Source organism: Enterobacter chinensis (genome assembly GCF_034008295.1).
Lineage (GTDB): Bacteria > Pseudomonadota > Gammaproteobacteria > Enterobacterales > Enterobacteriaceae > Enterobacter > Enterobacter chinensis.
In genome coordinates, this window is record NZ_JARDVI010000006.1 from 60749 (window position 1) to 86946 (window position 26198).

Consider the following 26198-nt stretch of genomic DNA (forward strand, 5'->3'; position numbering starts at 1 on the left):
CCCGTTTGCCTTTTCGCACGATAAACATCCAATTACGTTTTATTTCGCCAGGTACAGGTGGCGCGAAAAACGAATTCGTTTACACTGCGCTTTCTAAGCATGTTCCAGGGAAATGATTATGTTGAGATTTTTAAACCAGTGCTCCCGCGGTCGCGGAGCGTGGTTGCTAATGGCCCTGACCGCCTTTGCGCTGGAAATGGTCGCGCTGTGGTTCCAGCACGTAATGGGACTCAAGCCTTGCGTGCTCTGTATTTACGAACGCTGCGCACTGTTCGGCATTATGGGTGCAGGCCTGGTCGGCGCGATTGCCCCAAAATCGCCGCTTCGCTATGTCGGCATTGCCATCTGGATCTACAGCGCCTGGAAAGGGATTGAACTCTCCTGGCAGCACACCATGATGCAGCTGCATCCGTCACCGTTTATGACCTGTGATTTTGCCGCCCGCTTCCCGAGCTGGCTGCCGCTGGACAAATGGCTGCCGCAGGTGTTTGTCGCCTCCGGTGACTGCTCCGTTCGTCAGTGGGAATTCCTGACGCTGGAGATGCCGCAGTGGCTGGTGGGTATTTTTGCCGCCTACTTCGTCGTGGCGCTGCTGGTGCTGATCGCTCAGCCGTTCAAACCGAAGAAACGCGATTTGTTCGGGCGCTAACTTGCCCGGCGGCGCTTCGCTTGCGCGGGCCTACGGTTTTGTAGGTCGGGTAAGCGCAGCGCCACCCGACACAACAGCGCACAATAAAAAACCCGCCTCGGCGGGTTTTTTAATCTCAACGGGTCGGGTGGTTCATGATGTGGTCTTCCCAGTCACGCACCTCGGACTCTTTCACCGCAATGTGGCGCACGGAGATACGCTCGCCGTGCATCGCCGCTTTAGAGCCGGTCAGCAGCGGGTGCCAGTCAGGCAGACCTTTCCCTTCCGCCAGCAGGCGATACGCGCAGGTATGCGGCAGCCACTCAAACGTTGGCAGATTATCCCGGGTGAGCTTGATGCAGTCCGGCTCAAATTCAAACCGACGCTCATAGTTGCGGCACTGGCAGGTTTTGATGTTTAACTGCTTGCAGGCAACGTTGGTGAAGTAGATCTCGTCCGTATCTTCATCCATCAGCTTGTGCAGGCAGCACTGCCCGCAGCCGTCGCACAATGATTCCCATTCCGCGTCAGTCATGTCGTCGAGAGTCTTGCTTTGCCAGAAAGGGATGTCGTTCATCAGGATGTCCACACGTCAAAAGAAAGCGCACCTTATAACGAGTCTGGCACGTTGTTGCAAGTTTTGCCGCCCTCATCAGGCGGCAAGATGGGGTTACAGCACGCGGGTTTTCAGCGACAGGCCGTTAAAACCGACCTCCAGTTCATCGCCGCTGAGTAGCGGACCAACGCCTTCAGGTGTTCCGGTCAGGATCACATCACCCGGTTTCAGGGTAAAGAAGCGGCTCATATAGGCAATCAGCGGGACAATCTTATGGATCATGTCTGCCGTGGTGCCCTGCTGGCGGATCTCGCCATTAACCTTCAGGCTGAGCGGCGTGTCCTGCGGATCGCCGGTAAATTCGCTCACCGGCACAAACGCCGATATCGGACAGGAATTATCAAACCCTTTGGCTTTTTCCCAGGGCTGCCCTGCTTTCTTCATTTTGCCCTGAACATCACGTAGGGTCAGATCCAGCGCCACGCCGTATCCGGCAATCGCTTTCTGAACATGCTCTTCAGAGGCCTGCCTCAGCGTCGCACCGATCAGCACGGCGAGTTCAACCTCGTGATGCACCGAACCCAGCCCCTGCGGCAGCGCCAGCGGCTGGCGGATATCGCAAAGCGCCGTTTCTGGCTTAATGAACAGGACTGGTTCTTCTGGCGTCGCACTGCCCATCTCCTGAATATGTTTTGCATAGTTGCTGCCCACGCAAACCACTTTGCTGACGGGATAATCCAGTAATGCACCTTGCCAGTTATGATGTTGATACATGGTCGACCCCTAAACGGTTGATGTGTTATGCCCAAAACAGTTGAGACTATTTTTTACCGTTCGCCTCAAGATGCTGTTTTAATAAATTCTCAGGCGGCGGTGGAAGTTGTAAATAATAGCCTTGCTCGGCTAATGCCTTTTTCACTTTATCCAGATCGGCATTGACCAGTTTCTTACGACCATCGAGCGGCAGCAGCATCGCCAGCTGTGGTCGGCCAAAGCTCTTCATTAATTCTTCAGGCACGCGTGAAAAATCGTCTTTCTTTTCGACATAAAGATAGGTCTGGTCACGGCTTGTACTTCTGTAGATCACACAAAACATGTTTTTACTCTGAATTAATGGGTGGTTGCTTGCCTCAATATACTCCTGACTATAACATGCCTGATACTCTTCGGAATATCGCAGCGAATGGTTGCGGTTAATAGCAAATTGAGTAAGGCCAGGATGTCAAACACGCCCATCGAGCTTAAAGGCAGTAGCTTCACCTTATCAGTGGTACATTTGCATGATGCAAAACCCGAGGTTATTCGTCAGGCGTTAGAAGACAAAATCGCCCAGGCTCCCGCCTTTCTGAAGCACGCCCCTGTTGTTATCAACGTCAGCGGTCTTGAGGCTCCGGTTAACTGGAAACTTCTCCAGAAAGCCGTCTCCTCGACCGGACTGCGTATTGTCGGCATCAGCGGCTGCAAAGATACTGAGCTGAAAGCGGAAATTGACCGTGCGGGGCTGCCCCTTCTAAGCGAGGGTAAAGAAAAAGCCCCACGTTCGGCACCTGTTGCCGTGCAAACGCCTCCTCCTGCGGTGCAAAACGTTACTACCGTCACAAAAACGCGAATGATTGATGTACCGGTTCGTTCCGGTCAGCGCATTTATGCACCAAACTGTGATCTGATTGTTACAAGCCACGTCAGTGCTGGCGCTGAGCTGATTGCAGATGGCAATATTCACGTATACGGTATGATGCGTGGACGTGCGCTCGCAGGCGCAAGTGGCGATCGAGATGCGCAAATATTTTGTACTCACCTGACGGCGGAACTGGTGTCCATCGCAGGTGAATATTGGCTGAGCGACAAGATCCCAGCCGAATTTTATGGCAAAGCGGCTCGCCTGCTTCTGGCAGACGACGCGTTGACCGTTCAACCGTTGAATTGATCCCTTTTTAACAAGGAATTTCTATGGCACGCATTATTGTTGTTACTTCGGGTAAAGGAGGCGTTGGCAAGACCACCTCCAGCGCGGCCATCGCTACTGGTTTGGCCCAGAAGGGAAAGAAAACCATCGTTATCGATTTCGATATCGGTCTGCGTAACCTCGACCTCATCATGGGATGTGAGCGTCGTGTCGTGTATGACTTCGTGAACGTCATTCAGGGCGATGCCACGCTGAACCAGGCGATGATTAAAGACAAGCGCACCGAGAACCTCTACATTCTCCCGGCTTCTCAGACGCGTGACAAAGACGCCCTGACCCGTGAAGGGGTGGAAAAGGTGCTCGAGGAGCTGAAAAAAATGGAGTTCGACTTCATTGTCTGCGACTCCCCTGCCGGCATCGAAACCGGTGCCCTGATGGCGCTCTACTTCGCTGATGAAGCAATCATCACTACCAACCCTGAAGTTTCATCCGTGCGTGACTCAGACCGCATTCTGGGTATCCTCGCCTCTAAATCCCGTCGTGCGGAAAATGGCGAAGACCCGATTAAAGAACACCTGTTGCTCACCCGCTACAATCCGGGCCGCGTGAACAAGGGTGACATGCTGAGCATGGAAGACGTGCTGGAGATCCTGCGCATCAAACTGGTGGGCGTCATCCCGGAAGATCAGTCCGTGTTACGCGCCTCTAACCAGGGCGAGCCAGTGATCCTTGATATAGAGGCAGATGCAGGTAAAGCGTATGCTGATACTGTTGACCGTCTGCTGGGAGAAGAACGTCCTTTCCGCTTCATTGAAGAAGAGAAGAAAGGTTTCCTCAAACGCCTGTTCGGAGGATAAGTTATGGCATTACTGGACTTTTTTCTCTCGCGGAAAAAGAACACCGCCAACATCGCAAAAGAACGTCTGCAAATTATCGTTGCGGAGCGTCGTCGTAGCGACGCCGAGCCTCACTACCTGCCGCAGCTGCGCAAGGACATCCTGGAAGTGATCTGTAAGTATGTGCAGATTGACCCGGAGATGGTCACCGTACAGCTGGAACAAAAAGACGGGGATATTTCGATTCTGGAGCTGAACGTTACGCTCCCGGAAGCGGAAGAGTCGCGTCCGTAGGGTTGTGATTTCGTAGCCCCGGTGAGCGCAGCGCCGCCGGGGAAATATGCCGGGTATAAGCCCGGCATATTTTTTAGCGCGGATAACCTTCCAGTAGCGTATTCAGGCGATCGGCCATCAATTCCCCTCGCCATCCTGCCATCATCTCCGGTACGCCATTCTGCAGCTTCAGCTTCCAGTGCCAGTTCAACAGCTGATTAATCTGTCGACGTGATGCGAGCAGCTCAGCGCTCAGTTTGCTTTCCGTTGCAACTTCCTGCACCAGCGCTTTGATATCCTTAAACGCTTTGCGATAGCCCGGCATATCCATCAGGTTCAGCAGCGGTTCCGGCAGCGCATCTTCCGGCAGTTCCTGCGCTTTTGCGACCAGCGCCAGCAGGGTTTTGCCGTGGAAGCGAATCTCACTGCCCGAAAGCCCAATGCTGTCCAGCTCGCCCAGGCTGCCCGGCATATAGCGCGCGACTGCCCAAAGATGCTCTTCGCGGACTACAAAGTTAACGGCCAGATCGCGCTCGCGTGCTTTACGCAGACGCCAGTCCGCTAACAGCTGCAGGCACGCCAGCTGACGCGTACGCAACTGCCAGGCATTACTGATATCGCGCCAGGCCTCTTTCGGGTCAACCACTTCCTGGCGACGCTGCTGGGTCATACGACACTCGTCCAGCGCCGCAGAGAGCCGTCCAGAGGCTTCAGCTTCTTTCATCAGCTGTCCGGCAATTGGCAGCAGGTAAAACACATCTGCCGCCGCATATTCCAGCTGACGCTCGGTAAGCGGACGCGCCAGCCAGTCGGTACGGGATTCACTTTTATCCAGCGTCAGGCCCGTATACTCCTCAACCATGGCAGCAAAGCCCCATGAGAGTGGACGATTGCTGAATGCCGCGAGGATCTGCGTATCAATCAGCGGCTGGGGCATGATGCCAAAAGTGTTCAGAAAGACTTCCAGATCTTCACTGCCTGCGTGCAGATATTTCGTCACGGCGGTATCAAGCAGCAGATCGCGCATCGGCGCCCAGTCGGTAATACCGAGAGGGTCAATCAGCGACACGTGTTTACCGTCATACATCTGAATCAAACCCAGCTGCGGATAGTACGTCCGGGTACGGACAAATTCGGTATCCAGGGCAATGGCAGGAAAGTCGCGCGTCACTTCGCACAGCGAAGCCAGCTCGTCATTGGTCGTGATCATCTGGTAATTCAAAACGGGTTCTCTTTTGTTTGCGCCCATAAAAAACGCCGGCTTAACCGGCGTCTGGGCGATTAGCGTGAAGCTCAGGCCTTATTGTCTACTTTGCCACGGGCTTCGTCACGTAATTCTCGTCGTAATATCTTTCCGACGTTGGATTTCGGCAGCTCATCGCGGAATTCAACCAGTTTCGGCACCTTGTAGCCCGTCAGCTGACGACGACAGAACGTTATCAACTCCTCCTCTGTCAGAGAAGCGTCTTTCTTGACCACAAATATCTTGACCGCTTCACCGCTGCTGCCGGAAGGAACGCCTACGGCCGCCACTTCGAGCACGCCGCTGTGCTGCATAACCACGTCTTCGATCTCATTCGGATAGACGTTGAAGCCGGAGACCAGGATCATGTCTTTCTTACGATCGACGATACGCAGGAAGCCCTCGTCATCCATTACCGCGATATCACCGGTGTGCAGCCAGCCGTCTTTGATGATTTCGTCGGTCGCATCGGGGCGCTGCCAGTAGCCCAGCATCACCTGAGGGCCTTTGACGCACAGCTCGCCCGGCTCGCCCGGCGCGACTTCGTTATCGTTATCGTCGACCAGTTTGGCCTCTGTGGAAGGGACCGGCAGACCAATGCTTCCACTGTGATAGTCGATATCATGCGGGTTAACGCTGACCAGCGGAGCACATTCCGTCAGGCCATAACCCTCCAGCAAATACTGGCCGGTGAGTTTTACCCAGCGCTCGGCCACCGCCTGCTGAACCGGCATGCCGCCGCCCGCAGAGAGATGTAGCGTGGAGAAATCCAGCTGCTGGAACTCTTTGTTATTAAGCAGCGCGTTAAACAGGGTATTCACCCCGGTCATGGCGGTGAACGGATATTTCGCCAGCTCTTTCACCAGCCCCGGAATATCGCGCGGGTTGGTAATCAGTACGTTTTGACCGCCCAGCTCAATAAACAGCAGGCAGTTCATGGTCAGCGCGAAAATGTGATACAGCGGCAGCGCGGTGATCACCAGCTCTTTACCCGGATGCAGCAGCGGCCCGTAGGTCGCATTAACCTGTTCCAGGTTCGCCAGCATGTTGCGGTGGGTCAGCATCGCGCCTTTTGCCACGCCGGTTGTGCCACCGGTGTATTGCAGGAAGGCCAGGTCTTCGCAAACCACTTCCGGCTTGACATACTGCATACGATAGCCCGCGTGCAGCGCACGGCGGAAGGAGATAGCATCCGGCAGGTGGTATTTGGGCACCAGACGCTTGACGTATTTGACGACAAAGTTAACCAGCGTGCCTTTGGCAGTGGAGAGTTGATCCCCCATGCGCGTCAGGATGACGTGTTTAACCTGGGTTTTGTCGACCACTTTTTCCAGCGTATGGGCGAAGTTGGACACAATCACTATCGCGGCCGCGCCGCTGTCGTTCAGCTGGTGCTCCAGCTCGCGCGGGGTATACAGCGGGTTGACGTTGACGACAATCATCCCGGCACGCAGGATACCGAACAGCGCCACCGGGTATTGCAGCAGGTTCGGCATCATCAGCGCGACGCGGTCCCCTTTTTGCAGCCCCAGCCCTTCCTGCAGATAGGCCGCAAACGCCCGGCTACGCTCCTCAAGCTTACGGAACGTCATCACCTCGCCCATATTCACAAATGCGGGCTGGTCCGCGTAGCGCCTTACCGAGTGCTCAAATAATTCCACCAGGGATTGATAACGGTCAGGATTGATCTCAGCAGGAACATCTGCGGGATAACGGTTAAGCCAAACCTTCTTCAATGCATCACCTCTGAAATGAGTGTTCGTCGTCATCACAACCCCGATAATAAACAGTTTGTTAACATTATATTAACTCAGCGTACCAGTTTATTAATTGTTCAGATTTAAGGTTGCGAAGCGCGTCACTCTTTTTTTTCGTTTTATCCGTAAAAAAACAGAGACAGCGGCTGAGCCGCTGTCTCTTTTCTAACAATAACAGTAAGTTACTCAGTAACGATCGTCTGTACCTGTGCAGGTCCCGGGTTATACCAGCCCCAGCCCGGGTAGCCGTAACGATAAGGATGTGGACCCCACATCCACGGATCGATCGGCTGAGGCGGCATGATCACCTGCTGCGCCAGCCGCCAGCGTTTATACCCGTTGACCTGCATGGTCATAAATTTATACGGCGTGTTGCCGATTTTGCCCTGCACGGCACCGGTTATCGGCCCGACAACGGTTACCAGCTGTCCGCGAAAATCGACCGGGTCGAGGAAACCACTGACGTCCGCATAGATACGTCCGCGGGAGGCCTCGCCCAGTACGGGCCGCGCGCCGCTGTCCAGCGGAACGGTCGCGATCTCCAGACGGGTTTTCCCCTGCTGGTTCTGCACGTCGATCACCTTGCCGCCGAAGCGCGCTTCCTGGCCGACGTACAGCTCAGGCGCATTCATCACCCGAACCAGATCCTGCTGGGGCGTCGGGCTGCTGCCCTTGATCGCATCAGGAACGGAAACGCATCCGCTCAATGCTATGGCCACCGCGCCTGCCATAATAAGGCGTACTGCTTTAGTCTGAACCGCCATGATGCGACTCCTTTTTCTCAGTTCCTGTTACTGAGATTCACTCGCGGCCCGGAAGTTTCTTCCACGCAACGGTGTTTCGTAAATAAACCGGCTCCGCGTGTTCAACGGCAACGGTTTTCCCTGCTGCAAGCAGCTGGCAGGCAATGGGAAGCATATCCTCAGCGGCAGGCAGAAGCATGTTGCCGTCCACCAGCATTAACCCGGTGTCGTTCGCCATATCTGGCCACGCCGGCCAGCCGGTGCCGACGGTCGCCCACTCACCGGACAGCTGTTTCAGCCGCTCAGTAACCGCTTCCGGCTTAAGTACGGCTTCCGTCTCTTCACCGTGCCACACGCCCTGCGCGTCGCGGGTGTATTCCGCCCAGTAGACTTCGCCCATACGGGCATCAATCGCGGCCAGGACGCGCGTTGCCCCGGTCATGCGCCATGCGCCCTGCGCCATAGTGGCGAGCGTAGAGACGCCAATCATCGGCAGTTCGGCGCCCAGCGCCAGCCCCTGGGCAATGCCAATCCCGATGCGTACGCCCGTAAAGCTGCCGGGGCCGCGGCCAAAGGCCAGCGCGTCGAGGTCGGTTAAGGAGGTATTGCCCTGGGTTAAGATCTCTTTTACCAGGGGCAGAATGCGCTGGGTGTGTTCCCGGGGGCACTCTTCGAAATGAGCAGAAACAGCGTCGTTGTTCAACAGGGCAACAGAGCAAGCCTCTGTTGCGGTATCAATAGCCAGAATTCGCATGGGTCGTCGCGCTCTCGCAAGGGTCAGTCACAAAATGGCGCGCATCTTAGCACACTCCGGGGTAAATTACTCCGCCGTTGGGTTTGCCAGGAAACGCACCGCGCGTTTTATGTCCCGCGTCCGCGGCGCGGGCGGCAGGCTTGCCAGGAAGATTGCGCCGTAAGGGCGCATGACCAGTCGGTTATCGCAAATGACCAGCACACCGCGATCGGTAACGTCGCGGATCAAACGCCCTACCCCTTGCTTGAGAGTAATCACCGCATCCGGCAGCTGTACCTCGTCGAACGGATCGCCGCCGCGCAGGCGACAGTCTTCCATCCGCGCCTTCAGCAGCGGGTCGTCCGGGGAGGTAAACGGCAGCTTATCGATGATCACAAGCGAAAGGGTGTCTCCCCGCACGTCGACCCCTTCCCAGAAGCTGCTGGTTGCCACCAGCAGGGCATTACCGGCAGTGACGAACTGCTGCAGCAGTTGCCCTTTGCTGGTTTCGCCCTGCAGCAGCACCGGCAAGGTCATAGTGGCGCGGAACTGCTCCGCAAGGTCGCGCATCATGGCGTGAGAGGTGCAGAGCATAAAGCAGCGGCCGTTGTTGGCCTCGATCATCGGTTTTAGCATCGCCGCCAGGTGGCGCGCCGCACCCGGCTGGTTAGGCAGCGGAAGATTTCGCGGGACACAGAGCAGCGCCTGTTTTTCGTAATCGAACGGGCTTGGCAGCAGCAGCGACTCCGCCTGCTCAATGCCCAGACGTTCGGTAAAGTGGTGAAGATTGTCATTCACCGACAGGGTTGCCGACGTGAAAATCCAGCTTCCCGGCTTTTGCGCCATCACTTCTTTAAATTTATCCGCCACCGTCAGCGGCGTGAGCGCCAGCGTGAAATGACGAGAGGTGCACTCATACCAGTAGCTGAACCCCGGCTGGTTAATCTCTTTTAGCCGCTTGAGTCGGCCACGATAGAGCGTGGCACGCTCGAAGGCGGCATCCAGCAGCGCGGAACGGCCGAGCGACAGTTTCGCCACGTCGTAGCAAAGTTCCAGGGCATCATCGAGCAGCAGCAGTGCGCGCTGGATATTTTTATCCGCCAGCAGCTCGCGCAGGTTACCGCGATAGCCCGGCTCGCCGAGCTGTAACCGGAAATCCTGCGCACTCTGCGCCAGGCGGTCAGCACACTTCTGCAGCTGCTGGGTATCTTTCAATTCGGTGCGGTAAGCAATGGTGAAGTCTTTCGCCAGATCCTGCAGCTGGCGGCTGGAAAGCGACTGGCCGAAATACTGGCTGGCGATATCCGGGAGCTGGTGGGCTTCATCGAAAATCATGACGTCCGCTTCAGGGATCAGCTCACCAAACCCGCTGTCCTTGACCACCATATCCGCGAGGAACAGATGGTGGTTTACCACGACCACATCGGCGTCCATCGCCGTTTTGCGCGCTTTCACCACAAAGCAGTCTTTATACAGCGGACAGTCGCTGCCAAGGCAGTTGTCGTTGGTGCTGGTCACCAGCGGCCAGGCAGGTGAGTCTTCCGGCACGCTCGCGCAGGTGCTGATATCACCCTCTTCCGTCTGGTTCGCCCAGGCGCGAAGGATAATGACGTCGCTCAGGGTTTGTACCGGCAAATCGCCGCCTGCCAGCGCCTGCTGCTCAAGACGTTCCAGGCAGAGATAGTTGGAGCGCCCTTTCAGCAAGGCCAGACGGCCTTTGTATTTCAGCGCTTTTGCCACCGTGGGCAAATCGCGGCTGTAGAGCTGATCCTGCAACGCTTTCGACCCGGTGGAAATAATCACCTTCTTTTTCGCGCGCAGCGCCGGAGCGAGATACGCGTAGGTTTTCCCCGTGCCGGTTCCGGCCTCTACCACCAGCGGCTGTGCCTTATCAATGGCACGCGCAACGGCGTGGGCCATCTGCCGCTGAGGTTCACGCGGTTTGAAGCCGGGGATAGCTTGTGCTAATTGACCTTCAGGGGAAAAATCGTCTGCCACGGTGCTCTCTCACTGTATTTTTGCACAGGGATTATGTCAGCCCATCCTCTCCAGTGCCACCCCAAATAGTGACGACAACGGAACAATATGGCAGTCTTGCCGCCTGATGACGAAAAATAACGAGGAAACGTTTATGACGATTGTGCGCATTGATGCCGAAGCCCGCTGGTCTGATGTGGTGATCCATAACCAGACGCTTTACTACACCGGCGTACCGGCTAACCTGGACGCGGATGCCTTCGAGCAAACGGCTAACACCCTGGCGCAAATTGATGCAGTACTTGTTAAGCAAGGTAGCGACAAATCCCGCATTCTGGATGCGACGATTTTCCTGGCAAACAAAGACGATTTCGCGGCAATGAATAAAGCCTGGGATGCATGGGTCGTGGCGGGTCACGCGCCTGTACGCTGCACCGTACAGGCGACGCTGATGAAACCGGAGTATAAGGTTGAGATCAAGATTATCGCGGCAGTTTAAGCCCGTTACTCTTCTTCATCTTCATCTTCGAATCGCGCCACAATCCGCTCGCCGGTATGACTGGCGCGAATTTCCTGAGCGACAACGGTAATCGCCTCTCCGCTGCTCATACCCTGGGTCATCAGTTCCTGAATGCGTTCAACCGCTTTCTGCTGTTGGTCATGACTGAGAGAAGGTAAACCTGCAAACATCGTCAACTCCTGCTAAATTATTCGCGCTAATTATTTCACGCTGCCCGGTAGTATGCCACACATGAACATGCGCTTCCCCACTGTTATTACCTTGCCCTGGCGTACAGACGCTGCGGAATTCTGGTTTGCCCGTCTGAGCCACCTTCCTTTTGCGATGCTGCTGCATTCCGGCTACGCGGACCACCCCTACAGCCGCTTTGATATCCTGGTAGCCGATCCGCTGAAGACGCTGACGACCAATGACCTGTCGCTAACGGACGATCCGCTGATGCAGCTTCAGCAAGAAATTAACGCGCTGGGCTTATCTGCCACACCGAACCCGGACCTCCCCTTTCAGGGGGGCGCGCTGGGCCTGTTTGGCTACGATTTAGGTCGTCGTTTCGAAACGCTGCCTGAGCATGCGCAGGCGGATATTTCTCTGCCAGACATGGCCGTGGGATTGTATGACTGGGCGTTAATTGTTGATCACCACAAAAAAACGTTTTCACTGCTGAGTCATCATGACGTGCAGGCGCGTCTGGCCTGGCTTGAGGCGCAGCAGCCTGCACCGGCAGAAACGTTCACGCTGACCTCAAAATGGCGCTCGAATATGAGCGCTGCGGAGTATGCAGAAAAATTCTCGCGCGTACAGGCGTATCTGCAAAGCGGTGACTGTTATCAGGTCAATCTTGCCCAGCGTTTTCAGGCAACATATGAGGGAGATGAATGGCAGGCGTTCACCCGTCTTAATGCCAGCAATAAGGCGCCGTTCAGCGCATTCGTACGTCTGGAACAGGGCGCGATCCTCAGCCTGTCGCCTGAACGTTTTATCCATCTGGCGGAAGGCACTATTCAGACCCGCCCGATCAAAGGTACCCTGCCGCGTCTTGCAGATCCCGATGCCGATCGCCAGCAGGCGGAAACACTGGCCGCTTCGCCGAAAGACCGCGCCGAAAACCTGATGATTGTCGATCTGATGCGCAACGATATCGGCCGCGTGGCCGTTCCGGGCAGCGTGCGCGTGCCGGAACTGTTTGTCGTTGAGCCTTTCCCGGCCGTGCATCACCTGGTCAGCACGATTACCGCTCGGCTGCCGCCCTCGCGCACGGCCTGCGACCTGCTGCGCGCCGCGTTCCCGGGAGGCTCCATCACCGGGGCGCCAAAGGTACGGGCGATGGAGATCATTGATGAGCTGGAGCCGCAGCGACGCAACGCCTGGTGCGGCAGTATTGGCTACATCAGCCTGTGCGGCACGCTGGATACCAGCATTACCATACGCACGCTGACCGCCTGCGGCGGAAATTTATACTGCTCGGCTGGGGGCGGTATTGTTGCCGATAGCCAGGTCGATGCGGAATATCAGGAAACCTTTGATAAAGTTAACCGTATCCTGAAACAACTGGAGTAATCACGGGTGGAAAAAGAGAACCTGACGCTGGATGACTTTTTATCTCGCTTTCAGCTATTACGACCGCAGGTCAACCGCGAAGCGCTGAATCAGCGCCAGGCGGCCGTGCTGATCCCGGTCGTGCGCCGCGCGCAGCCGGGCCTGCTGCTCACCCAGCGTTCTCCCCATTTACGCAAGCACGCCGGTCAGGTCGCCTTTCCGGGTGGCGCAGTCGACAGCACCGACGCCTCGCTGATTGCCGCCGCGCTGCGCGAGGCGCAGGAAGAGGTCGCCATTCCGCCGGAAGCGGTTGAGGTCATCGGCGTGCTGCCGCCCGTCAACAGCGTCACCGGCTTTCAGGTTACGCCGGTGGTCGGTATTATCCCGCCGAACCTGCAGTATCACGCCAGCGTCGATGAAGTTTCAGCGGTGTTTGAAATGCCGCTGGAAGAGGCCCTTCGACTGAGTCGTTATCACCCGCTGGATATCCAACGCCGGGGGCATGACCATCGGGTGTGGTTATCCTGGTATCAGCATTATTTTGTCTGGGGCATGACGGCGGGCATTATTCGTGAGCTGGCGTTGCAAATCGGCCTGAAGCCTTGACTATACTTTACGTTCCACCCTCTTCTGCCAGGTTTGCGATCCGCGTCGCGCTATTAGCAAAACCCATCGCCAACCATTAGTTTAATTCATGTGAATAGTTAAGCCGAGGTCGGTGTTCCCTCTTACACTATGCGCAGTTATAACATCGTTACTGGAACCCCGGTAACCCTGTCAGGAGTGTGAAAGTGATTAGTATATTCGACATGTTCAAAGTGGGAATTGGCCCTTCGTCTTCCCATACTGTTGGCCCGATGAAGGCCGGTAAACAGTTCGTCGATGATCTGGTCGAAAAAGGATTACTGGAAAGCGTTACCCGTGTCGCCGTGGATGTTTACGGCTCGCTGTCATTGACGGGTAAAGGCCACCACACCGATATCGCCATTATTATGGGTCTGGCAGGCAATATGCCGGATACCGTAGATATTGATGCCATTCCGGCATTCATCCGCGACGTGGAAACACGCGGCCGCCTGCTGCTGGCAAACGGTCAGCAGGAAGTCGATTTCCCGCAGGATGACGGCATGCGTTTTCGTAGCGACAACCTGCCGCTGCATGAGAACGGCATGACCATTCACGCTTTTAGCGGTGAAAAAGAGATTTACAGCAAAACGTACTACTCCATCGGCGGTGGTTTCATCGTGGATGAAGAACATTTTGGCAAAGATAGCGTTGGCGACGTCAGCGTTCCGTATCCGTTCAAATCGGCTACCGAGATGCTGGGTTACTGCAAAGAGACCGGTCTTTCACTCTCCGGCATGGTGATGCAGAACGAACTGGCGCTGCACAGCAAAAAAGAGATTGAAGACTATTTTGCGAACGTATGGCAAACCATGCGCGCCTGTATCGATCGCGGGATGAACACCGAAGGTGTCCTGCCAGGTCCACTGCGCGTGCCGCGTCGTGCCTCTGCCCTGCGCCGTATGCTGGTGACCACAGACAAATTCTCCAACGACCCAATGAACGTGGTCGACTGGGTGAATATGTTCGCCCTGGCGGTTAACGAAGAGAACGCCGCCGGCGGCCGCGTCGTGACCGCACCAACCAACGGCGCGTGCGGTATTGTTCCCGCGGTGCTGGCGTATTACGACCACTTTATTGAGCCCGTGACGCCGGATATTTACATCCGTTATTTCCTGGCGGCGGGTGCCATCGGTGCGCTGTATAAAATGAACGCCTCCATTTCTGGCGCTGAAGTCGGCTGCCAGGGTGAAGTGGGTGTGGCCTGTTCTATGGCGGCAGCCGGTCTTTCAGAGCTGCTGGGCGCAAGCCCTGAGCAGGTCTGTGTGGCGGCCGAAATCGGTATGGAGCATAACCTCGGTCTAACCTGTGACCCGGTCGCAGGCCAGGTGCAGGTGCCGTGTATCGAGCGTAACGCGATTGCGTCGGTGAAGGCCATCAACGCCTCACGTATGGCGATGCGCCGTACCAGCGAACCTCGCGTATCGCTGGATAAGGTGATTGAAACCATGTACGAAACGGGCAAAGACATGAACGCGAAATACCGTGAAACGTCCCGTGGTGGCCTGGCCATTAAGGTGCAGTGCGACTAATACTGCCTTTCGCCCATCTGCAACGGATGGGCGAATTTCCCTCTTCTTCCTCGTCTCCTTCTGCTTTCCCCACTACACTTTTACTGTTGCGTCCGGCTTTTGTGGCTGGTGGCTTATCAGGCGACCGTTCATGCAAACTGCACAAACGATCATTAAAAACTATCGCCAAAAACGCGTTATCGTCTGTGTGACGGTTGCGCTCCTGACGCTCATCCTGACATTAGGCATTCGCTTTATTTCACAGCGCAACGTTAACCAACAGCGGATCATCGATTTTACCAGCCATTCCGTTCGCGCCCTTGATAACGTACTGCTTTCTTTAGAAAACCGCCGCAGCGTGCTGCAGCCGCTGGTGGGTCAGCCCTGCCCGCAGGCGCATCTGGCCCTGCGAAAGCAGGCCGCCATTTTGCAGACGGTACGCTCCATCGCCCTGATCAAAGATGGAATCCTCTATTGCTCGAGTATTTTCGGGAGCCGTGATGTACCCGTTCGCGACTTCCAGAAGGAATTACCCGCCAGCACGGCGACGCTGATTTTATCGACCGACCAGTGGCTGCTGAAGGGCAGCCCGATAGTGATCCAGTGGTACCCCGTCTCCCGGGACGGTGAAGATGGCATTATTGAGATCATCAATATTGATCTGATCACTAAAATGATTCTTGAGCCCCAGCGTCCGCTTATCAATGACGTGGCGCTTAACGTGGGCGATCGCTTTTTGCGCTATGGTCAACGCGTCACCGACAGCCTGACATTTGATGAAGATGGTGCGATTTTCCAGCAGTCATCATCCCGAAATCCTTTCACCATTACGGTCAGCGGACCGGGGCCCGGAGTATTAGCCTTAAAAAGTCTGCCAGCCCAGCTGCCGCTGGGGCTCATGCTCAGCCTGCTGCTGGGCTATCTCGCCTGGCTAGCCACGGCAAACCGGATGAGCTTCACGTGGGAGATCGACATGGGGATTGCGTCGCGGGAATTTGAGCTTTTCTGCCAGCCGCTGGTGAATGCCCGTACCCAGAAATGCACTGGCGTTGAGATCCTGCTGCGCTGGAATAATCCCCGTCAGGGGTGGATTTCCCCGGAAGTGTTTATTCCTCTGGCAGAAGAACACAACCAGATTGTCCCCCTGACCCGTTATGTGATCGCCGAAACGGTGCGCCAGATAGGCTACTTCCCTGCCAGCGCCGGTTTTCACATCGGCATTAACGTCGCCGCCAGCCATTTCCGTCGCGCGGTGCTGTTACAGGACCTGAACCGTCTCTGGTTCAGCGCTAATCCGCGTCAGCAGCTGGTGATTGAATTAACGGAGCGGGATGCGCTGCTGGATGCGGATTATCGCATCGTCCGCGAACTGCATCGCAAAGGGGTGAAGCTCGCCATCGACGATTTTGGCACCGGAAACAGCTCCCTCTCCTGGCTTGAAAAGCTGCACCCGGACGTGCTGAAAATCGACCAGTCATTTACCACAGCCATTGGCACTGATGCCGTGAATTCAACGGTGACGGATATCATTATTGCTCTGGGTCAGCGGCTGAATATCGAACTGGTGGCTGAAGGGGTCGAGACGGAGGAGCAGGCGCGATTTTTACGCCGCCATGGCGTACCTGTTCTGCAGGGATTTTTCTATGCGCGGCCTATGCCGCTACGGGACTTCCCAGACTGGCTGGCGGGAAGAACTCCCCCGCCAGCGCGTCATAACGGACACATCGTGCCCTTAATGCCGCTGCGTTAAGCAGACTTACTCATCTTCATCGTGGGCAGATTGTTCTTTAACAATACGGACCATATCAACGCGATAGTCGTTGGCTTCGACAATCGTAATGTGCAGCGACGGCAGTTCAATCACATCGCCGACACGCGGGATTTGCCCGTTAACGGCGATAACCAGACCGGCAACGGTCGCGATGTCTTCTTCATCGTTGACCACGTTTTCCAGCCCCAGCGTGTGCGAGAGCGCGTGCAGGTCGGTCGTCCCTTTAACCAGCCAGCCTTCGCCGTCGGCGACGATCTCCGGCGTTTCGTCGGCATCCGGGAACTCACCGGCAATCGCTTCAAGCACGTCCAGCGGCGTTACCAGTCCCTGCACCACACCAAACTCGTTGGTGACGATAACAAAGCTACCGCGTGCGCGGCGCAGCACCCCCAGCAGGTTGATCGGATCCAGCGTTTCCGGAACGACAATCGCAGGCGATGCGGCGGCAACCGCTTCCACGTTAACGCCCTCTTCCAGGGCGACCAGCATTTCTTTCGCCCGCACGACGCCGATGATCTCATCCAGTTCACCACGACACACCGGGAACAGGCTGTGTGGTGAAGAGAGTAGCTGCTGACGAATCTCATCAACGCTCAGGTTTGCATCAACCCAGCTGATTTCCCCGCGTGGCGTCATGATCCCGCGCAGTGAACGAGAGGCCAGAGAGAGCACGCCGTTAATCATGTAGCGCTCTTGTTCCACAAACGCCCCTTCCGGGACCGGAACCGGGTTATGGTTTTCGGGGTCAGACTGAACGTTCCCCTGACGACGACCGCCCATCAGGCGCAGAATGGCATCTGCGGTACGAGCGCGCAGCGGCTGATTAGACTGCTGCTTAATGAAGTTACGACGTGCAATCTGGTTGAACAGCTCGATCAGGATCGAGAAGCCAATCGCGGCGTACAGGTAGCCTTTCGGAATATGGAAGCCAAAGCCTTCAGCCACCAGGCTCAGACCGATCATCAGCAGGAAGCTCAGACACAGTACCACCACCGTCGGATGCTGGTTCACGAAACGCGTCAACGGCTTCGAGGCCAGAAGCATGACCGCCATCGCAATGACGACCGCTGCCATCATCACCGGCAGGTGGTTCACCATGCCGACCGCCGTGATCACCGCATCCAGCGAGAAGACCGCATCAAGCACCACGATCTGCATTACCACCACCCAGAAGCTGGCATAGCCTTTACCGTGCCCATCATCATGCTGACGGTTTTCCAACCGCTCATGAAGCTCAGTCGTCGCTTTGAAGAGCAGGAATATCCCCCCGATCAGCATGATCAAGTCACGGCCGGAGAAGGTGTAATCCATGACGGAGAACAGCGGTTTGGTCAGCGTGACCATCCAGGAGATGACGGACAGCAGGCCCAGTCGCATGACCAGCGCCAGCGAGAGACCAATCAGTCGCGCTTTGTCACGCTGTTTTGGCGGCAGTTTGTCCGCAAGGATAGCGATAAACACCAGGTTATCGATGCCGAGAACAATCTCCAGCACCACCAGCGTGAGTAATCCCACCCAGATTGACGGGTCCATTAAGAATTCCATGACAAGCTCCTGCTAAAGGAATGACGAAACGGTGCCCCACTCAATGTGGGCAAAACAGAGGCAGACAGAGTCGATACATGGCGAGGATCGCCGGTGAAAAAGGCGCGAAATGGCCTGGAAGATGACTGACGTCGGTGACGGTCCATATAGTGGGCTGTAGCCCTATACTCCTGAACAATTAAACGGAGGCTAAACATATCAGACACAATGCATTTTTAGCAAAGATTTACGTTCTTTTGCAAAATCGCGAAAAGACTTTATTTGTGTTGAGTAATTTCTGTATCGGGAAAGCTAAATTACGGATCTTCATCACATAAATTATTTTTTCACTATCTAAAATAATTCGCGTAAGTCTTAGTTTATTTCTCTCTAACCCTTATCTGAATCGATTCGGTTCGCCAATACGATTCTCAGTACGACTGCCCGGCAGGCGTATTAATGATAATAAAAGGAGGTAGCAAGTGACCATTGCTATTGTCATAGGCACACATGGTTGGGCTGCTGAGCAGCTACTCAAAACGGCAGAGATGCTGTTGGGCGAGCAGGAAAACGTCGGCTGGATCGATTTCGTTCCCGGTGAAAATGCCGAGACGCTGATTGAGAAGTACAACGCTCAACTCGCGAAGCTGGATACCAGCAAAGGCGTGCTGTTTCTCGTTGATACATGGGGCGGCAGCCCGTTCAATGCTGCCAGCCGCATTGTCGTCGATAAAGAGCACTATGAAGTTGTCGCCGGGGTCAATATCCCCATGTTGGTGGAAACCTTCATGGCCCGCGACGACAATCCGGCGTTCGATGAGCTGGTAGCACTGGCCGTTGAAACCGGGCGCGAAGGGGTAAAAGCCCTGAAAGCGCAGCCGGTTGAAAAACCAGCCCCTGCGCCTGCTGCGGCACCGAAAGCGGCAGCGCCGGCAAAACCGATGGGCCCGAACGATTACATGGTTATCGGCCTTGCCCGTATTGATGACCGCTTAATCCACGGCCAGGTCGCCACGCGCTGGACCAAAGAGACCAACGTTCGACGCATTATCGTCGTCAGTGATGAAGTTGCCGCCGACACCGTGCGTAAAACCCTTCTGACTCAGGTTGCTCCTCCTGGCGTTACCGCGCACGTCGTGGATGTCGCCAAGATGATCCGCGTTTACAACAACCCGAAATATGCGGGTGAACGCGTAATGCTCCTGTTCACTAACCCGACAGACGTTGAGCGCATTGTTGAAGGCGGCGTGAAAATCACCTCCGTGAACATTGGTGGTATGGCATTCCGTCAGGGCAAAACGCAGGTCAACAACGCCATTTCAGTCGATGCGAAAGATATCGAGGCATTCAACAAGCTGAATGCGCGCGGTATTGAGCTGGAAGCCCGTAAGGTTTCCACGGATCAAAAACTGAAAATGATGGATTTGATCGGCAAAGTTGGGAAATAAGCCCGCGCCGGTTTTTCACATAGAGCTTATGTAATAGGAGAAGTGCAATGGAGATTACTACTCTTCAGATTGTGCTGGTGTTCGTCGTCGCATGTATTGCGGGTATGGAATCCGTACTTGATGAATTTCAGTTCCACCGCCCTCTGGTGGCCTGTACGCTGATTGGGGCCGTTTTGGGTGACATGAAAACCGGTATCATCATCGGTGGTACCCTGGAAATGATCGCCCTTGGCTGGATGAACATCGGTGCGGCAGTTGCGCCCGATGCCGCGCTGGCCTCTATCATTTCTACCGTTCTGGTTATTGCCGGTCACCAGAGTATTGGTGCAGGTATCGCCCTGGCGATCCCGCTGGCAGCCGCAGGCCAGGTTCTGACCATCATTGTTCGTACAATCACCGTAGCCTTCCAGCACGCAGCGGATAAGGCGGCCGAAAACGGCAACCTCACGGCACTGTCGTGGATCCACGTTTCGTCCCTGTTCCTGCAGGCGATGCGTATCGCGATCCCGGCCGTTATCGTCGCGATTTCCGTCGGTACCAGTGAAGTCCAGAGCATGCTGAACGCCATTCCAGAAGTGGTCACCGGCGGTCTGAACATCGCGGGCGGTATGATCGTGGTCGTCGGTTATGCAATGGTCATCAACATGATGCGCGCAGGCTACCTGATGCCGTTCTTCTACCTCGGCTTCGTGACCGCTGCATTCACCAACTTTAACCTGGTTGCACTGGGTGTGATTGGTGCGGTGATGGCGATTCTCTACATCCAGCTCAGCCCGAAATATAACCGCGTCGCGGGTGCCCCAGCGCAGGCTGCTGGTAACAACGATCTCGATAACGAACTGGACTAGCAGGTGAGCGAAATGGTTGATATGACAAAAACTACCACTGAGAAAAAACTCACTCCGGGTGATATTCGTGGCGTGTTCATCCGTTCTAACCTGTTTCAGGGTTCATGGAACTTCGAACGTATGCAGGCGCTGGGCTTCTGTTTCTCCATGGTACCGGCGATCAAACGCCTGTACCCGGAAAACAACGAAGCGCGCCGTCAGGCGATTAAGCGTCACCTGGAATTCTTTAACACCCATCCTTATGTAGCGGCTCCGGTTCTGGGCGTTACGCTGGCGATGGAAGAGCAGCGTGCTAACGGCGCAGAGATTGACGATGGTGCCATCAACGGTATCAAAGTCGGTCTGATGGGCCCGCTGGCCGGCGTTGGCGACCCGATATTCTGGGGTACCGTTCGTCCGGTCTTCGCAGCACTGGGTGCCGGTATCGCGATGAGCGGCAGCCTGCTTGGTCCACTGCTGTTCTTCATCCTGTTCAACGCCGTGCGTCTGCTGACTCGTTACTACGGCGTGGCCTACGGCTACCGTAAAGGGGTGGACATCGTTAAGGACATGGGCGGCGGCTTCCTGCAGAAACTGACTGAGGGGGCGTCAATCCTCGGCCTGTTTGTCATGGGGGCACTGGTTAACAAGTGGACGCACGTGAACATCCCACTGGTGGTGTCAACCATCACTGGCCAGGATGGACAAACTCGTGTCACCACCGTGCAGACTATCCTGGACCAGCTGATGCCGGGCCTGGTACCTCTGCTGTTGACCTTCGCCTGTATGTGGCTCCTGCGTAAGAAAGTGAACCCGCTGTGGATTATCGTTGGCTTCTTCGTCATCGGTATCGCGGGCTACGCTGTAGGCCTGCTGGGTCTGTAAAGCAATAACGTTAGACGCCGGGGGCTTGCCCCCGGTTTTTTTATCTGTTTACTGGAGGATGAATGACTGTCACGGACATCGTACTGGTTTTATTTATTGCAGCCCTTCTGGCTTACGCGATCTATGACGAGTTCATCATGCCCCGCCGTCACGGCGAGACGCTGCTCTCCCTTCCCCTTCTGCGACGCGGGCGCGTGGATGCGTTTATCTTCGCGGGTCTCATCGTCATTCTTATTTACAATAACGTCACCAGCCATGGTGCAATATTAACCACATGGTTATTATGTGCGCTGGCATTAATGGCGGTTTATCTGTTCTGGATCCGCACGCCGAAAGTCATTTTTAAAACCCGTGGATTTTTCTTCGCCAATGTATGGATAGAATATAACCGTATTAAAGAGATGAAATTATCCGAAGACGGTGTACTGGTTATGCAATTAGAACAGCGGCGCCTGCTTATTCGGGTGAGGAATATTGACGACCTGGAAAGGATATACAACCTACTCCTTAAAACTCAATGAGTTAGATATATAGCAATGGCTATGTTCTGCGTTTATTTTGCGCAAGAAATATAGCCGAAGCTATATCCCCTTCGTTAATTTGATCTCTATTTTTTAACGATACCTTCACACTTAAAAGTAAATGAAAACTGTTCTCAATAAGCAGACTGGATTATACTTATTCATTGTTGTTTTATATTCTCAAAATATGTTAAGGTTGCGCCCGTCGTTGGGGAGTAGCCGATTTCCTGTTCACAGGAAATGTACGTGTCAACATACTCGTTGAAAAACGTGGCACGTACGGATCGTTTTCAGCACATCTTATGTGTAGAGCGATCAGGCGAGACCATAGATACATCAACTGCTGTTTACTGGGGGCAGTGATGTGTCATATGGATATCCCCGGTCTGGACGCTGTTATGAATATCTCCGCTACGATCCTTCTCGCTTTTGGCATGTCCATGGACGCATTTGCGGCTTCCATCGGAAAAGGCGCCACGCTTCACAAACCGAAATTTTCAGAAGCCCTGCGCACCGGACTGATTTTTGGTGCTATCGAAACGCTGACCCCTCTTATCGGCTGGGGCCTTGGCATGCTCGCCAGCCAGTTTGTGCTGGAGTGGAACCATTGGATTGCCTTCATCCTGCTGGTATTTCTCGGCAGTCGAATGGTGATTGAAGGTTTTCGCGGCGGTGAAGATGAAGATGAGGAGCCGCTGCATCGCCACGGATTCTGGCTACTGGTCACTACGGCAATCGCCACCAGCCTGGATGCGATGGCTGTCGGTGTCGGTCTGGCATTCCTGCAGGTTAATATTATCGCCACCGCGCTGGCCATTGGCTGTGCAACCCTGATTATGTCCACGCTGGGCATGATGGTCGGACGGTTTATCGGCCCACTGCTGGGTAAACGCGCCGAGATCCTGGGGGGGATTGTGTTAATTGGGATTGGTGCCCAGATCCTCTGGGCACACTTCGCCGGTTAATCTTCGCGCTGCCAGACGTGGATACTAAAATCCGTCTGGCAGCGAAAGAGTGAATGCGCAGCTAACGCTTCCCACACTTCCGGCTTCGCCCGCCACGCAAACGGCGTCATCTGCAACAATGCTGTGGCCTCTTCCCCTTTCAGCGTCATTTCATACGCCACGGTTTGCGCTTGCTTCAGGGTAAAACCGGCCAGCTGTTCAGAATGAGGGGCATGCAGACGCACCTCATCGTAGATCAGCCCTTTCAGCTCCATCAGATGACGCGGGCCTGGCGTAACGGTGACCACCCATCCGCCCGGTTTCACCACACGCGCCAGCTCTTCCGCCTTACAGGGCGCGTAAATGCGGATAACAGTATCCATGCTGGCATCGTCAAACGGCAGCCGATGGCTGGATGCCACGCAGAACGTCACGTCAGTGTAGCGTTTAGCCGCCGCGCGAATCGCCACTTTCGACACATCCAGACCAAATGTCAGCGCGCCCTTCTCGCGAGCAACCTCCGCAAACCGCGCGGTGTAATACCCTTCCCCGCAGCCAATATCGAGCATGGCGGTTGCTGAACCAGACAAAATATCATCCAGTATTTTCGCGACCGTTTCCCGTAACGGCAGATAGTGTCCGGCATCGAGAAACGCGCGGCGCGCCTGCATCATCTCGGCACTGTCCCCGGGATCGCGGGAGCGTTTATGCTGCACCGGCAGAAGATTTACGTAGCCTTCTTTCGCCATATCAAACTGATGTCCCTGCGGACAGGTATAACTTTTATCTGAGTGCGTCAGGGCCGCGTGGCAAAGGGGACAACTGAAGGACATGGCTACTCCGGAGCATAATCAAAGGGCGAAGTGTACCGCTATTCGCCCTGGTTATAAACGCCCGGTTAGCGCATAACGATAAGGTGATCGGAACCCGCCGGTAGCCCGTCAGGCTTCACGTTCTCCAGACGCAGTACGTTACCCATAATCTCACTGAAGACAGGTGCGGAGACGGCACCGCCGTAGTAGGCTCCGTTTTGGGGATCGTTAATCACTACCACCAGGGCAAAGCGCGGGTCGCTGGCAGGTGCTACGCCCGCAGTGTAGGCCACGTATTTATCGACATATTTTCCGCTATCGTCAATTTTCTTCGCCGTGCCGGTTTTCACCGCAACCCTGTAATCACGAACGGCGGCCTTAACGCCCCCACCGCCGGGTAGCGCGACGCTCTCCATCATGTGCTCCACTTCGTGCGCAATCTCTTCCGGCATGACGCGTTGGCCGATGACGGGGGGATCGATACGGGTAATGGAAAGGGGGCGCTCAAGCCCGAAGCCGCCAATTGTCGCGTAGACGTGCGCCAGCTGTAGCGGGGTTACCATCAGCCCGTAGCCGAAGGCAAAGGTCGCGCGGTCGAGCTGGCTCCAGTACTTACGCCGTGGCAACAGTCCCGCGCTCTCCCCCGTTAAGCCAAGCCCCGTATTGGTACCAAAACCAAAGTTTCTGTACGTATCAATAAGATGCTGGACTGGCATTGCCAGGGACAGTCGCGACACGCCCGTGTCGCTCGATTTTTGCAGGATCCCGGTCATTGTCAGTTCAGGATAGTAACCCACATCGCGGATACGATGCCCGTCAAGGATATACGGGTGAGTGTCAATCACGCTATCCGGCTGGACCAGACCCTGCTGCAGGGCCGTCATTAGCACCAGCGGCTTGACGGTCGAACCGGGTTCGAACGTATCGCTGATGGCGCGATTGCGAAAGTCATTTATCGTCGCGCCTTCCCGATTATTGGGGTTAAAATTCGGATAGCTCGCCATGGCGAGTATTTCCCCGGTTGGGATATTAATCAGCACCGATGCACCTGACTCGGCCTTGTTCCAGGCCACGGCATTATCCAGCGCATCTTCGGTAATGGTTTGCAGCCGCTCGTCAATGCTCAACTGGATGTTGTGCGCCGGTGCGGGCGCAACTTCTGTCAGGTTTTCAACCACGCGTCCATAGCGGTCTTCCCTTACCTGCCGTACCCCCGCCTTGCCCGTCAATTGAGCGTTGAAGCTTTTTTCCACACCTTCAATGCCCTGCCCGTCAATATTGGTAAAACCAATCAGGTTTGCGGCGACATGCCCGGCAGGATAAAAACGGCGGGACTCATCGCGCAAATTGATGCCGGGCAAATTCAGTTTATCGATCCACTTCGCCTGCGCAGGATCGACCTGACGGGCAAGGTAAATGAAACGCCCCTGTGGACTGGCATTGATTCGCGCCGAAAGCGTGCTCAGGGAGAGATGCAGCGCATTTGCCAACGCCTGCCAGCGTTCATCAGCGCTGACGCCCCCTTTTGCCAGCACCGTTTTGGGATCGGCCCATACGGCCCGGACAGGCACGCTCACCGCCAGCGGTCGACCTTCGCGATCCATTATCATGCCACGCGGTGCATCAATTGCCAGCTGACGGAGGGATCGCATATCTTCCTGCTTCACCAGATTGTCAGGCTTGATGATTTGCAGCCAGGCAACGCGGCCCAGCAAAAAAGCCAGACTGCAAAAAATAGCGAAACAGAGCAGAGCAAAACGCACCGGCGTGAAATTTCCAGTTGCTGTTATTAATTTCTTCTTCACCTGAACCCCAGGGCTGTTAAACAACGCCCTGATTTAACGGGAAAAGACGGGAGGAAGGTGGTGAAACAGTGCTACTAACCTCGCAGCTTTGCAACAAGTTACGAACAAGGCCGCAGATCGTAATATTTTGAAAGATAAAGGGCATAAAAAAGCCCCGCGTTATGCGAGGCTTTATGTCTGAGATTGAAACGCGGCGCGTTTCAGTCAGCAGTGGTTCGATCAGATAGCAGTTACGTTAACTGCAGCTGGGCCTTTCTGGCCATCCTGAATTTCGAACTCAACGTTCTGGCCTTCAGCCAGAGTTTTGAAGCCGTTACCCTGGATTGCAGAGAAGTGTACGAACACGTCTTTGCTGCCGTCAGCAGGAGTAATGAAACCAAAACCTTTAGACTCGTTGAACCACTTAACTTGACCTTTAATCTTTGCCATTTGCAAAATTCCTTAGAGTGTTTTCTTAGCCCGCAGGCATTAACTGAGATAAAACTGAGACATTACTGCATGAGGCACTAATATAAGGTTCGGCAGAGAAGCGGTATTCAACGACAACGTGTTTACTCAGGACTTCTTTACTGAAAATGCCACACATAAACAGAACTGTACCTCGTTTGACCCAAAACGTGTTATCACACACAATGTTTAATATGGCAAGCCATTTTTAAACATGTCTCGATCCGCCGCACAAATTCGAACAGTGCTTGTCAGGTTTTGCACAATTATGCGCAATATGTACTGACAGCCCTGCTGCGTAACAAAGACCCAACGCTGCTTGCACAACCGCTGTAATCTAAGACATTTTTAACATAGCGCAATCATTACAA

Annotated in this window: 28 protein-coding genes, 1 pseudogene and 1 riboswitch; of the genes and pseudogenes, 14 read left to right on the forward strand and 15 right to left on the reverse strand. The window is 55.0% G+C overall.

Annotation, left to right across the window (positions count from 1 at the left end; genetic code table 11):
* Positions 1-118 precede the first annotated feature (118 nt).
* Positions 119-649 carry a disulfide bond formation protein DsbB gene (gene dsbB, locus PYW49_RS17705; protein WP_063439323.1) on the forward strand — a complete coding sequence of 177 codons (531 nt, stop codon included), beginning with the start codon at positions 119-121 and terminating at the stop codon, positions 647-649.
* A gap of 115 nt (positions 650-764) precedes the next feature.
* Here the strand turns inward: dsbB and PYW49_RS17710 are convergent, their stop codons facing one another.
* From PYW49_RS17710 to PYW49_RS17720, 3 genes are all read right to left on the reverse strand, one after another.
* Entirely contained in the window at positions 765-1205 is a 441-nt protein-coding gene (locus PYW49_RS17710) for a YcgN family cysteine cluster protein (protein WP_024909872.1), read from the reverse strand.
* A 93-nt stretch (positions 1206-1298) separates the two neighbouring features.
* A complete protein-coding gene (locus PYW49_RS17715) occupies positions 1299-1958 on the reverse strand; it encodes a fumarylacetoacetate hydrolase family protein (protein ID WP_032647730.1) in 660 nt (219 codons plus the stop codon).
* Between the two features lie 46 nt (positions 1959-2004).
* Entirely contained in the window at positions 2005-2280 is a 276-nt protein-coding gene (locus PYW49_RS17720; protein ID WP_134350640.1) for a YcgL domain-containing protein, read from the reverse strand.
* Between the two features lie 123 nt (positions 2281-2403).
* Between PYW49_RS17720 and minC the strand changes: the two genes are divergently transcribed.
* From minC to minE, 3 genes are read left to right on the forward strand one after another with little or no spacing between them, the layout of a single operon-like run.
* Positions 2404-3111 (forward strand): septum site-determining protein MinC, encoded by a 708-nt coding sequence (minC, locus tag PYW49_RS17725; protein ID WP_134350641.1) that lies wholly within the window; start codon positions 2404-2406, stop codon positions 3109-3111.
* Between the two features lie 23 nt (positions 3112-3134).
* The gene (gene minD / locus PYW49_RS17730) at positions 3135-3947 is read left to right on the forward strand and encodes a septum site-determining protein MinD (RefSeq protein WP_134350642.1); all 813 of its coding nucleotides are present in this window, start codon (positions 3135-3137) and stop codon (positions 3945-3947) included.
* Positions 3948-3950: 3 nt separating this feature from the next.
* The gene (gene minE, locus PYW49_RS17735) at positions 3951-4220 is read left to right on the forward strand and encodes a cell division topological specificity factor MinE (protein WP_008500504.1); all 270 of its coding nucleotides are present in this window, start codon (positions 3951-3953) and stop codon (positions 4218-4220) included.
* 73 nt (positions 4221-4293) lie between these two features.
* On the opposite strand, the gene rnd is transcribed toward minE, so the two are convergent.
* From rnd to PYW49_RS17760, 5 genes are all read right to left on the reverse strand, one after another.
* A complete protein-coding gene (gene rnd, locus PYW49_RS17740) occupies positions 4294-5421 on the reverse strand; it encodes a ribonuclease D (RefSeq protein WP_134350643.1) in 1128 nt (375 codons plus the stop codon).
* 71 nt (positions 5422-5492) lie between these two features.
* Positions 5493-7178: a long-chain-fatty-acid--CoA ligase FadD gene (gene fadD / locus PYW49_RS17745; protein WP_074164683.1), complete on the reverse strand. Its 1686-nt coding sequence runs from the start codon at positions 7176-7178 to the stop codon at positions 5493-5495.
* Positions 7179-7381: 203 nt separating this feature from the next.
* Positions 7382-7963, reverse strand: coding sequence for a Slp family lipoprotein (locus PYW49_RS17750; protein ID WP_134350644.1), 582 nt, complete (start codon positions 7961-7963; stop codon positions 7382-7384).
* A 37-nt stretch (positions 7964-8000) separates the two neighbouring features.
* Positions 8001-8696, reverse strand: coding sequence for a tRNA (adenosine(37)-N6)-threonylcarbamoyltransferase complex dimerization subunit type 1 TsaB (gene tsaB / locus PYW49_RS17755; RefSeq protein ID WP_134350645.1), 696 nt, complete (start codon positions 8694-8696; stop codon positions 8001-8003).
* A gap of 66 nt (positions 8697-8762) precedes the next feature.
* On the reverse strand, positions 8763-10673 hold the full coding sequence (locus PYW49_RS17760) for an ATP-dependent DNA helicase (protein WP_320387106.1): 1911 nt from the start codon (positions 10671-10673) through the stop codon (positions 8763-8765).
* Between the two features lie 133 nt (positions 10674-10806).
* On the opposite strand from PYW49_RS17760, the gene PYW49_RS17765 reads away from it, so the two are divergent.
* A complete protein-coding gene (locus tag PYW49_RS17765; RefSeq protein ID WP_134350647.1) occupies positions 10807-11151 on the forward strand; it encodes a RidA family protein in 345 nt (114 codons plus the stop codon).
* 5 nt (positions 11152-11156) lie between these two features.
* Here the strand turns inward: PYW49_RS17765 and PYW49_RS17770 are convergent, their stop codons facing one another.
* Positions 11157-11342, reverse strand: a complete 186-nt coding sequence (locus tag PYW49_RS17770) for a YoaH family protein (RefSeq protein ID WP_047345836.1) — start codon at positions 11340-11342, stop codon at positions 11157-11159.
* A gap of 61 nt (positions 11343-11403) precedes the next feature.
* Between PYW49_RS17770 and pabB the strand changes: the two genes are divergently transcribed.
* From pabB to PYW49_RS17790, 4 genes are all read left to right on the forward strand, one after another.
* Positions 11404-12729, forward strand: a complete 1326-nt coding sequence (gene pabB, locus PYW49_RS17775; RefSeq protein WP_320387107.1) for an aminodeoxychorismate synthase component 1 — start codon at positions 11404-11406, stop codon at positions 12727-12729.
* 6 nt (positions 12730-12735) lie between these two features.
* Positions 12736-13314 (forward strand): CoA pyrophosphatase, encoded by a 579-nt coding sequence (locus tag PYW49_RS17780; RefSeq protein WP_320387108.1) that lies wholly within the window; start codon positions 12736-12738, stop codon positions 13312-13314.
* 185 nt (positions 13315-13499) lie between these two features.
* Entirely contained in the window at positions 13500-14864 is a 1365-nt protein-coding gene (sdaA, locus tag PYW49_RS17785) for an L-serine ammonia-lyase (protein WP_134350649.1), read from the forward strand.
* Between the two features lie 130 nt (positions 14865-14994).
* Positions 14995-16593 (forward strand): EAL domain-containing protein, encoded by a 1599-nt coding sequence (locus tag PYW49_RS17790; protein WP_134350651.1) that lies wholly within the window; start codon positions 14995-14997, stop codon positions 16591-16593.
* Positions 16594-16599: 6 nt separating this feature from the next.
* On the opposite strand, the gene yoaE is transcribed toward PYW49_RS17790, so the two are convergent.
* Together yoaE and PYW49_RS23400 are read right to left on the reverse strand one after the other, a co-directional pair.
* Positions 16600-18159, reverse strand: coding sequence for a CNNM family cation transport protein YoaE (gene yoaE, locus PYW49_RS17795; protein WP_134350652.1), 1560 nt, complete (start codon positions 18157-18159; stop codon positions 16600-16602).
* The gene (locus tag PYW49_RS23400) at positions 18147-18356 is read right to left on the reverse strand and encodes a protein YoaL (RefSeq protein ID WP_407057617.1); all 210 of its coding nucleotides are present in this window, start codon (positions 18354-18356) and stop codon (positions 18147-18149) included. Before PYW49_RS23400 ends, yoaE begins: the two co-directional genes overlap by 13 nt.
* A 264-nt stretch (positions 18357-18620) precedes the next feature.
* Between PYW49_RS23400 and manX the strand changes: the two genes are divergently transcribed.
* From manX to mntP, 5 genes are all read left to right on the forward strand, one after another.
* Positions 18621-19586, forward strand: a complete 966-nt coding sequence (gene manX / locus PYW49_RS17800; protein WP_032658500.1) for a PTS mannose transporter subunit IIAB — start codon at positions 18621-18623, stop codon at positions 19584-19586.
* Positions 19587-19633: 47 nt separating this feature from the next.
* Positions 19634-20434 (forward strand): PTS mannose transporter subunit IIC, encoded by an 801-nt coding sequence (gene manY / locus PYW49_RS17805; RefSeq protein ID WP_008500490.1) that lies wholly within the window; start codon positions 19634-19636, stop codon positions 20432-20434.
* 12 nt (positions 20435-20446) lie between these two features.
* Positions 20447-21298, forward strand: coding sequence for a PTS mannose transporter subunit IID (locus PYW49_RS17810; protein ID WP_006810994.1), 852 nt, complete (start codon positions 20447-20449; stop codon positions 21296-21298).
* A 62-nt stretch (positions 21299-21360) separates the two neighbouring features.
* Complete coding sequence (locus PYW49_RS17815) at positions 21361-21819, forward strand: DUF986 family protein (RefSeq protein WP_320387109.1); 459 nt, start codon at positions 21361-21363, stop codon at positions 21817-21819.
* Between the two features lie 198 nt (positions 21820-22017).
* Positions 22018-22207: riboswitch (yybP-ykoY riboswitch) on the forward strand.
* Between the two features lie 10 nt (positions 22208-22217).
* On the forward strand, positions 22218-22784 hold the full coding sequence (gene mntP / locus PYW49_RS17820; protein WP_134350654.1) for a manganese efflux pump MntP: 567 nt from the start codon (positions 22218-22220) through the stop codon (positions 22782-22784).
* Here mntP and rlmA read toward each other — a convergent pair.
* From rlmA to PYW49_RS17840, 4 genes and pseudogenes are all read right to left on the reverse strand, one after another.
* A complete protein-coding gene (gene rlmA, locus PYW49_RS17825) occupies positions 22781-23596 on the reverse strand; it encodes a 23S rRNA (guanine(745)-N(1))-methyltransferase (protein WP_320387110.1) in 816 nt (271 codons plus the stop codon). The genes mntP and rlmA overlap by 4 nt on opposite strands.
* 65 nt (positions 23597-23661) lie before the next feature.
* Entirely contained in the window at positions 23662-25380 is a 1719-nt protein-coding gene (gene ftsI / locus PYW49_RS17830) for a peptidoglycan glycosyltransferase FtsI (RefSeq protein ID WP_134350656.1), read from the reverse strand.
* A gap of 219 nt (positions 25381-25599) precedes the next feature.
* Positions 25600-25809, reverse strand: coding sequence for a transcription antiterminator/RNA stability regulator CspE (gene cspE, locus PYW49_RS17835; protein WP_001062678.1), 210 nt, complete (start codon positions 25807-25809; stop codon positions 25600-25602).
* 12 nt (positions 25810-25821) lie between these two features.
* Positions 25822-25966 (reverse strand): annotated as a pseudogene (locus tag PYW49_RS17840) (DUF2627 domain-containing protein).
* Positions 25967-26198 lie beyond the last annotated feature (232 nt).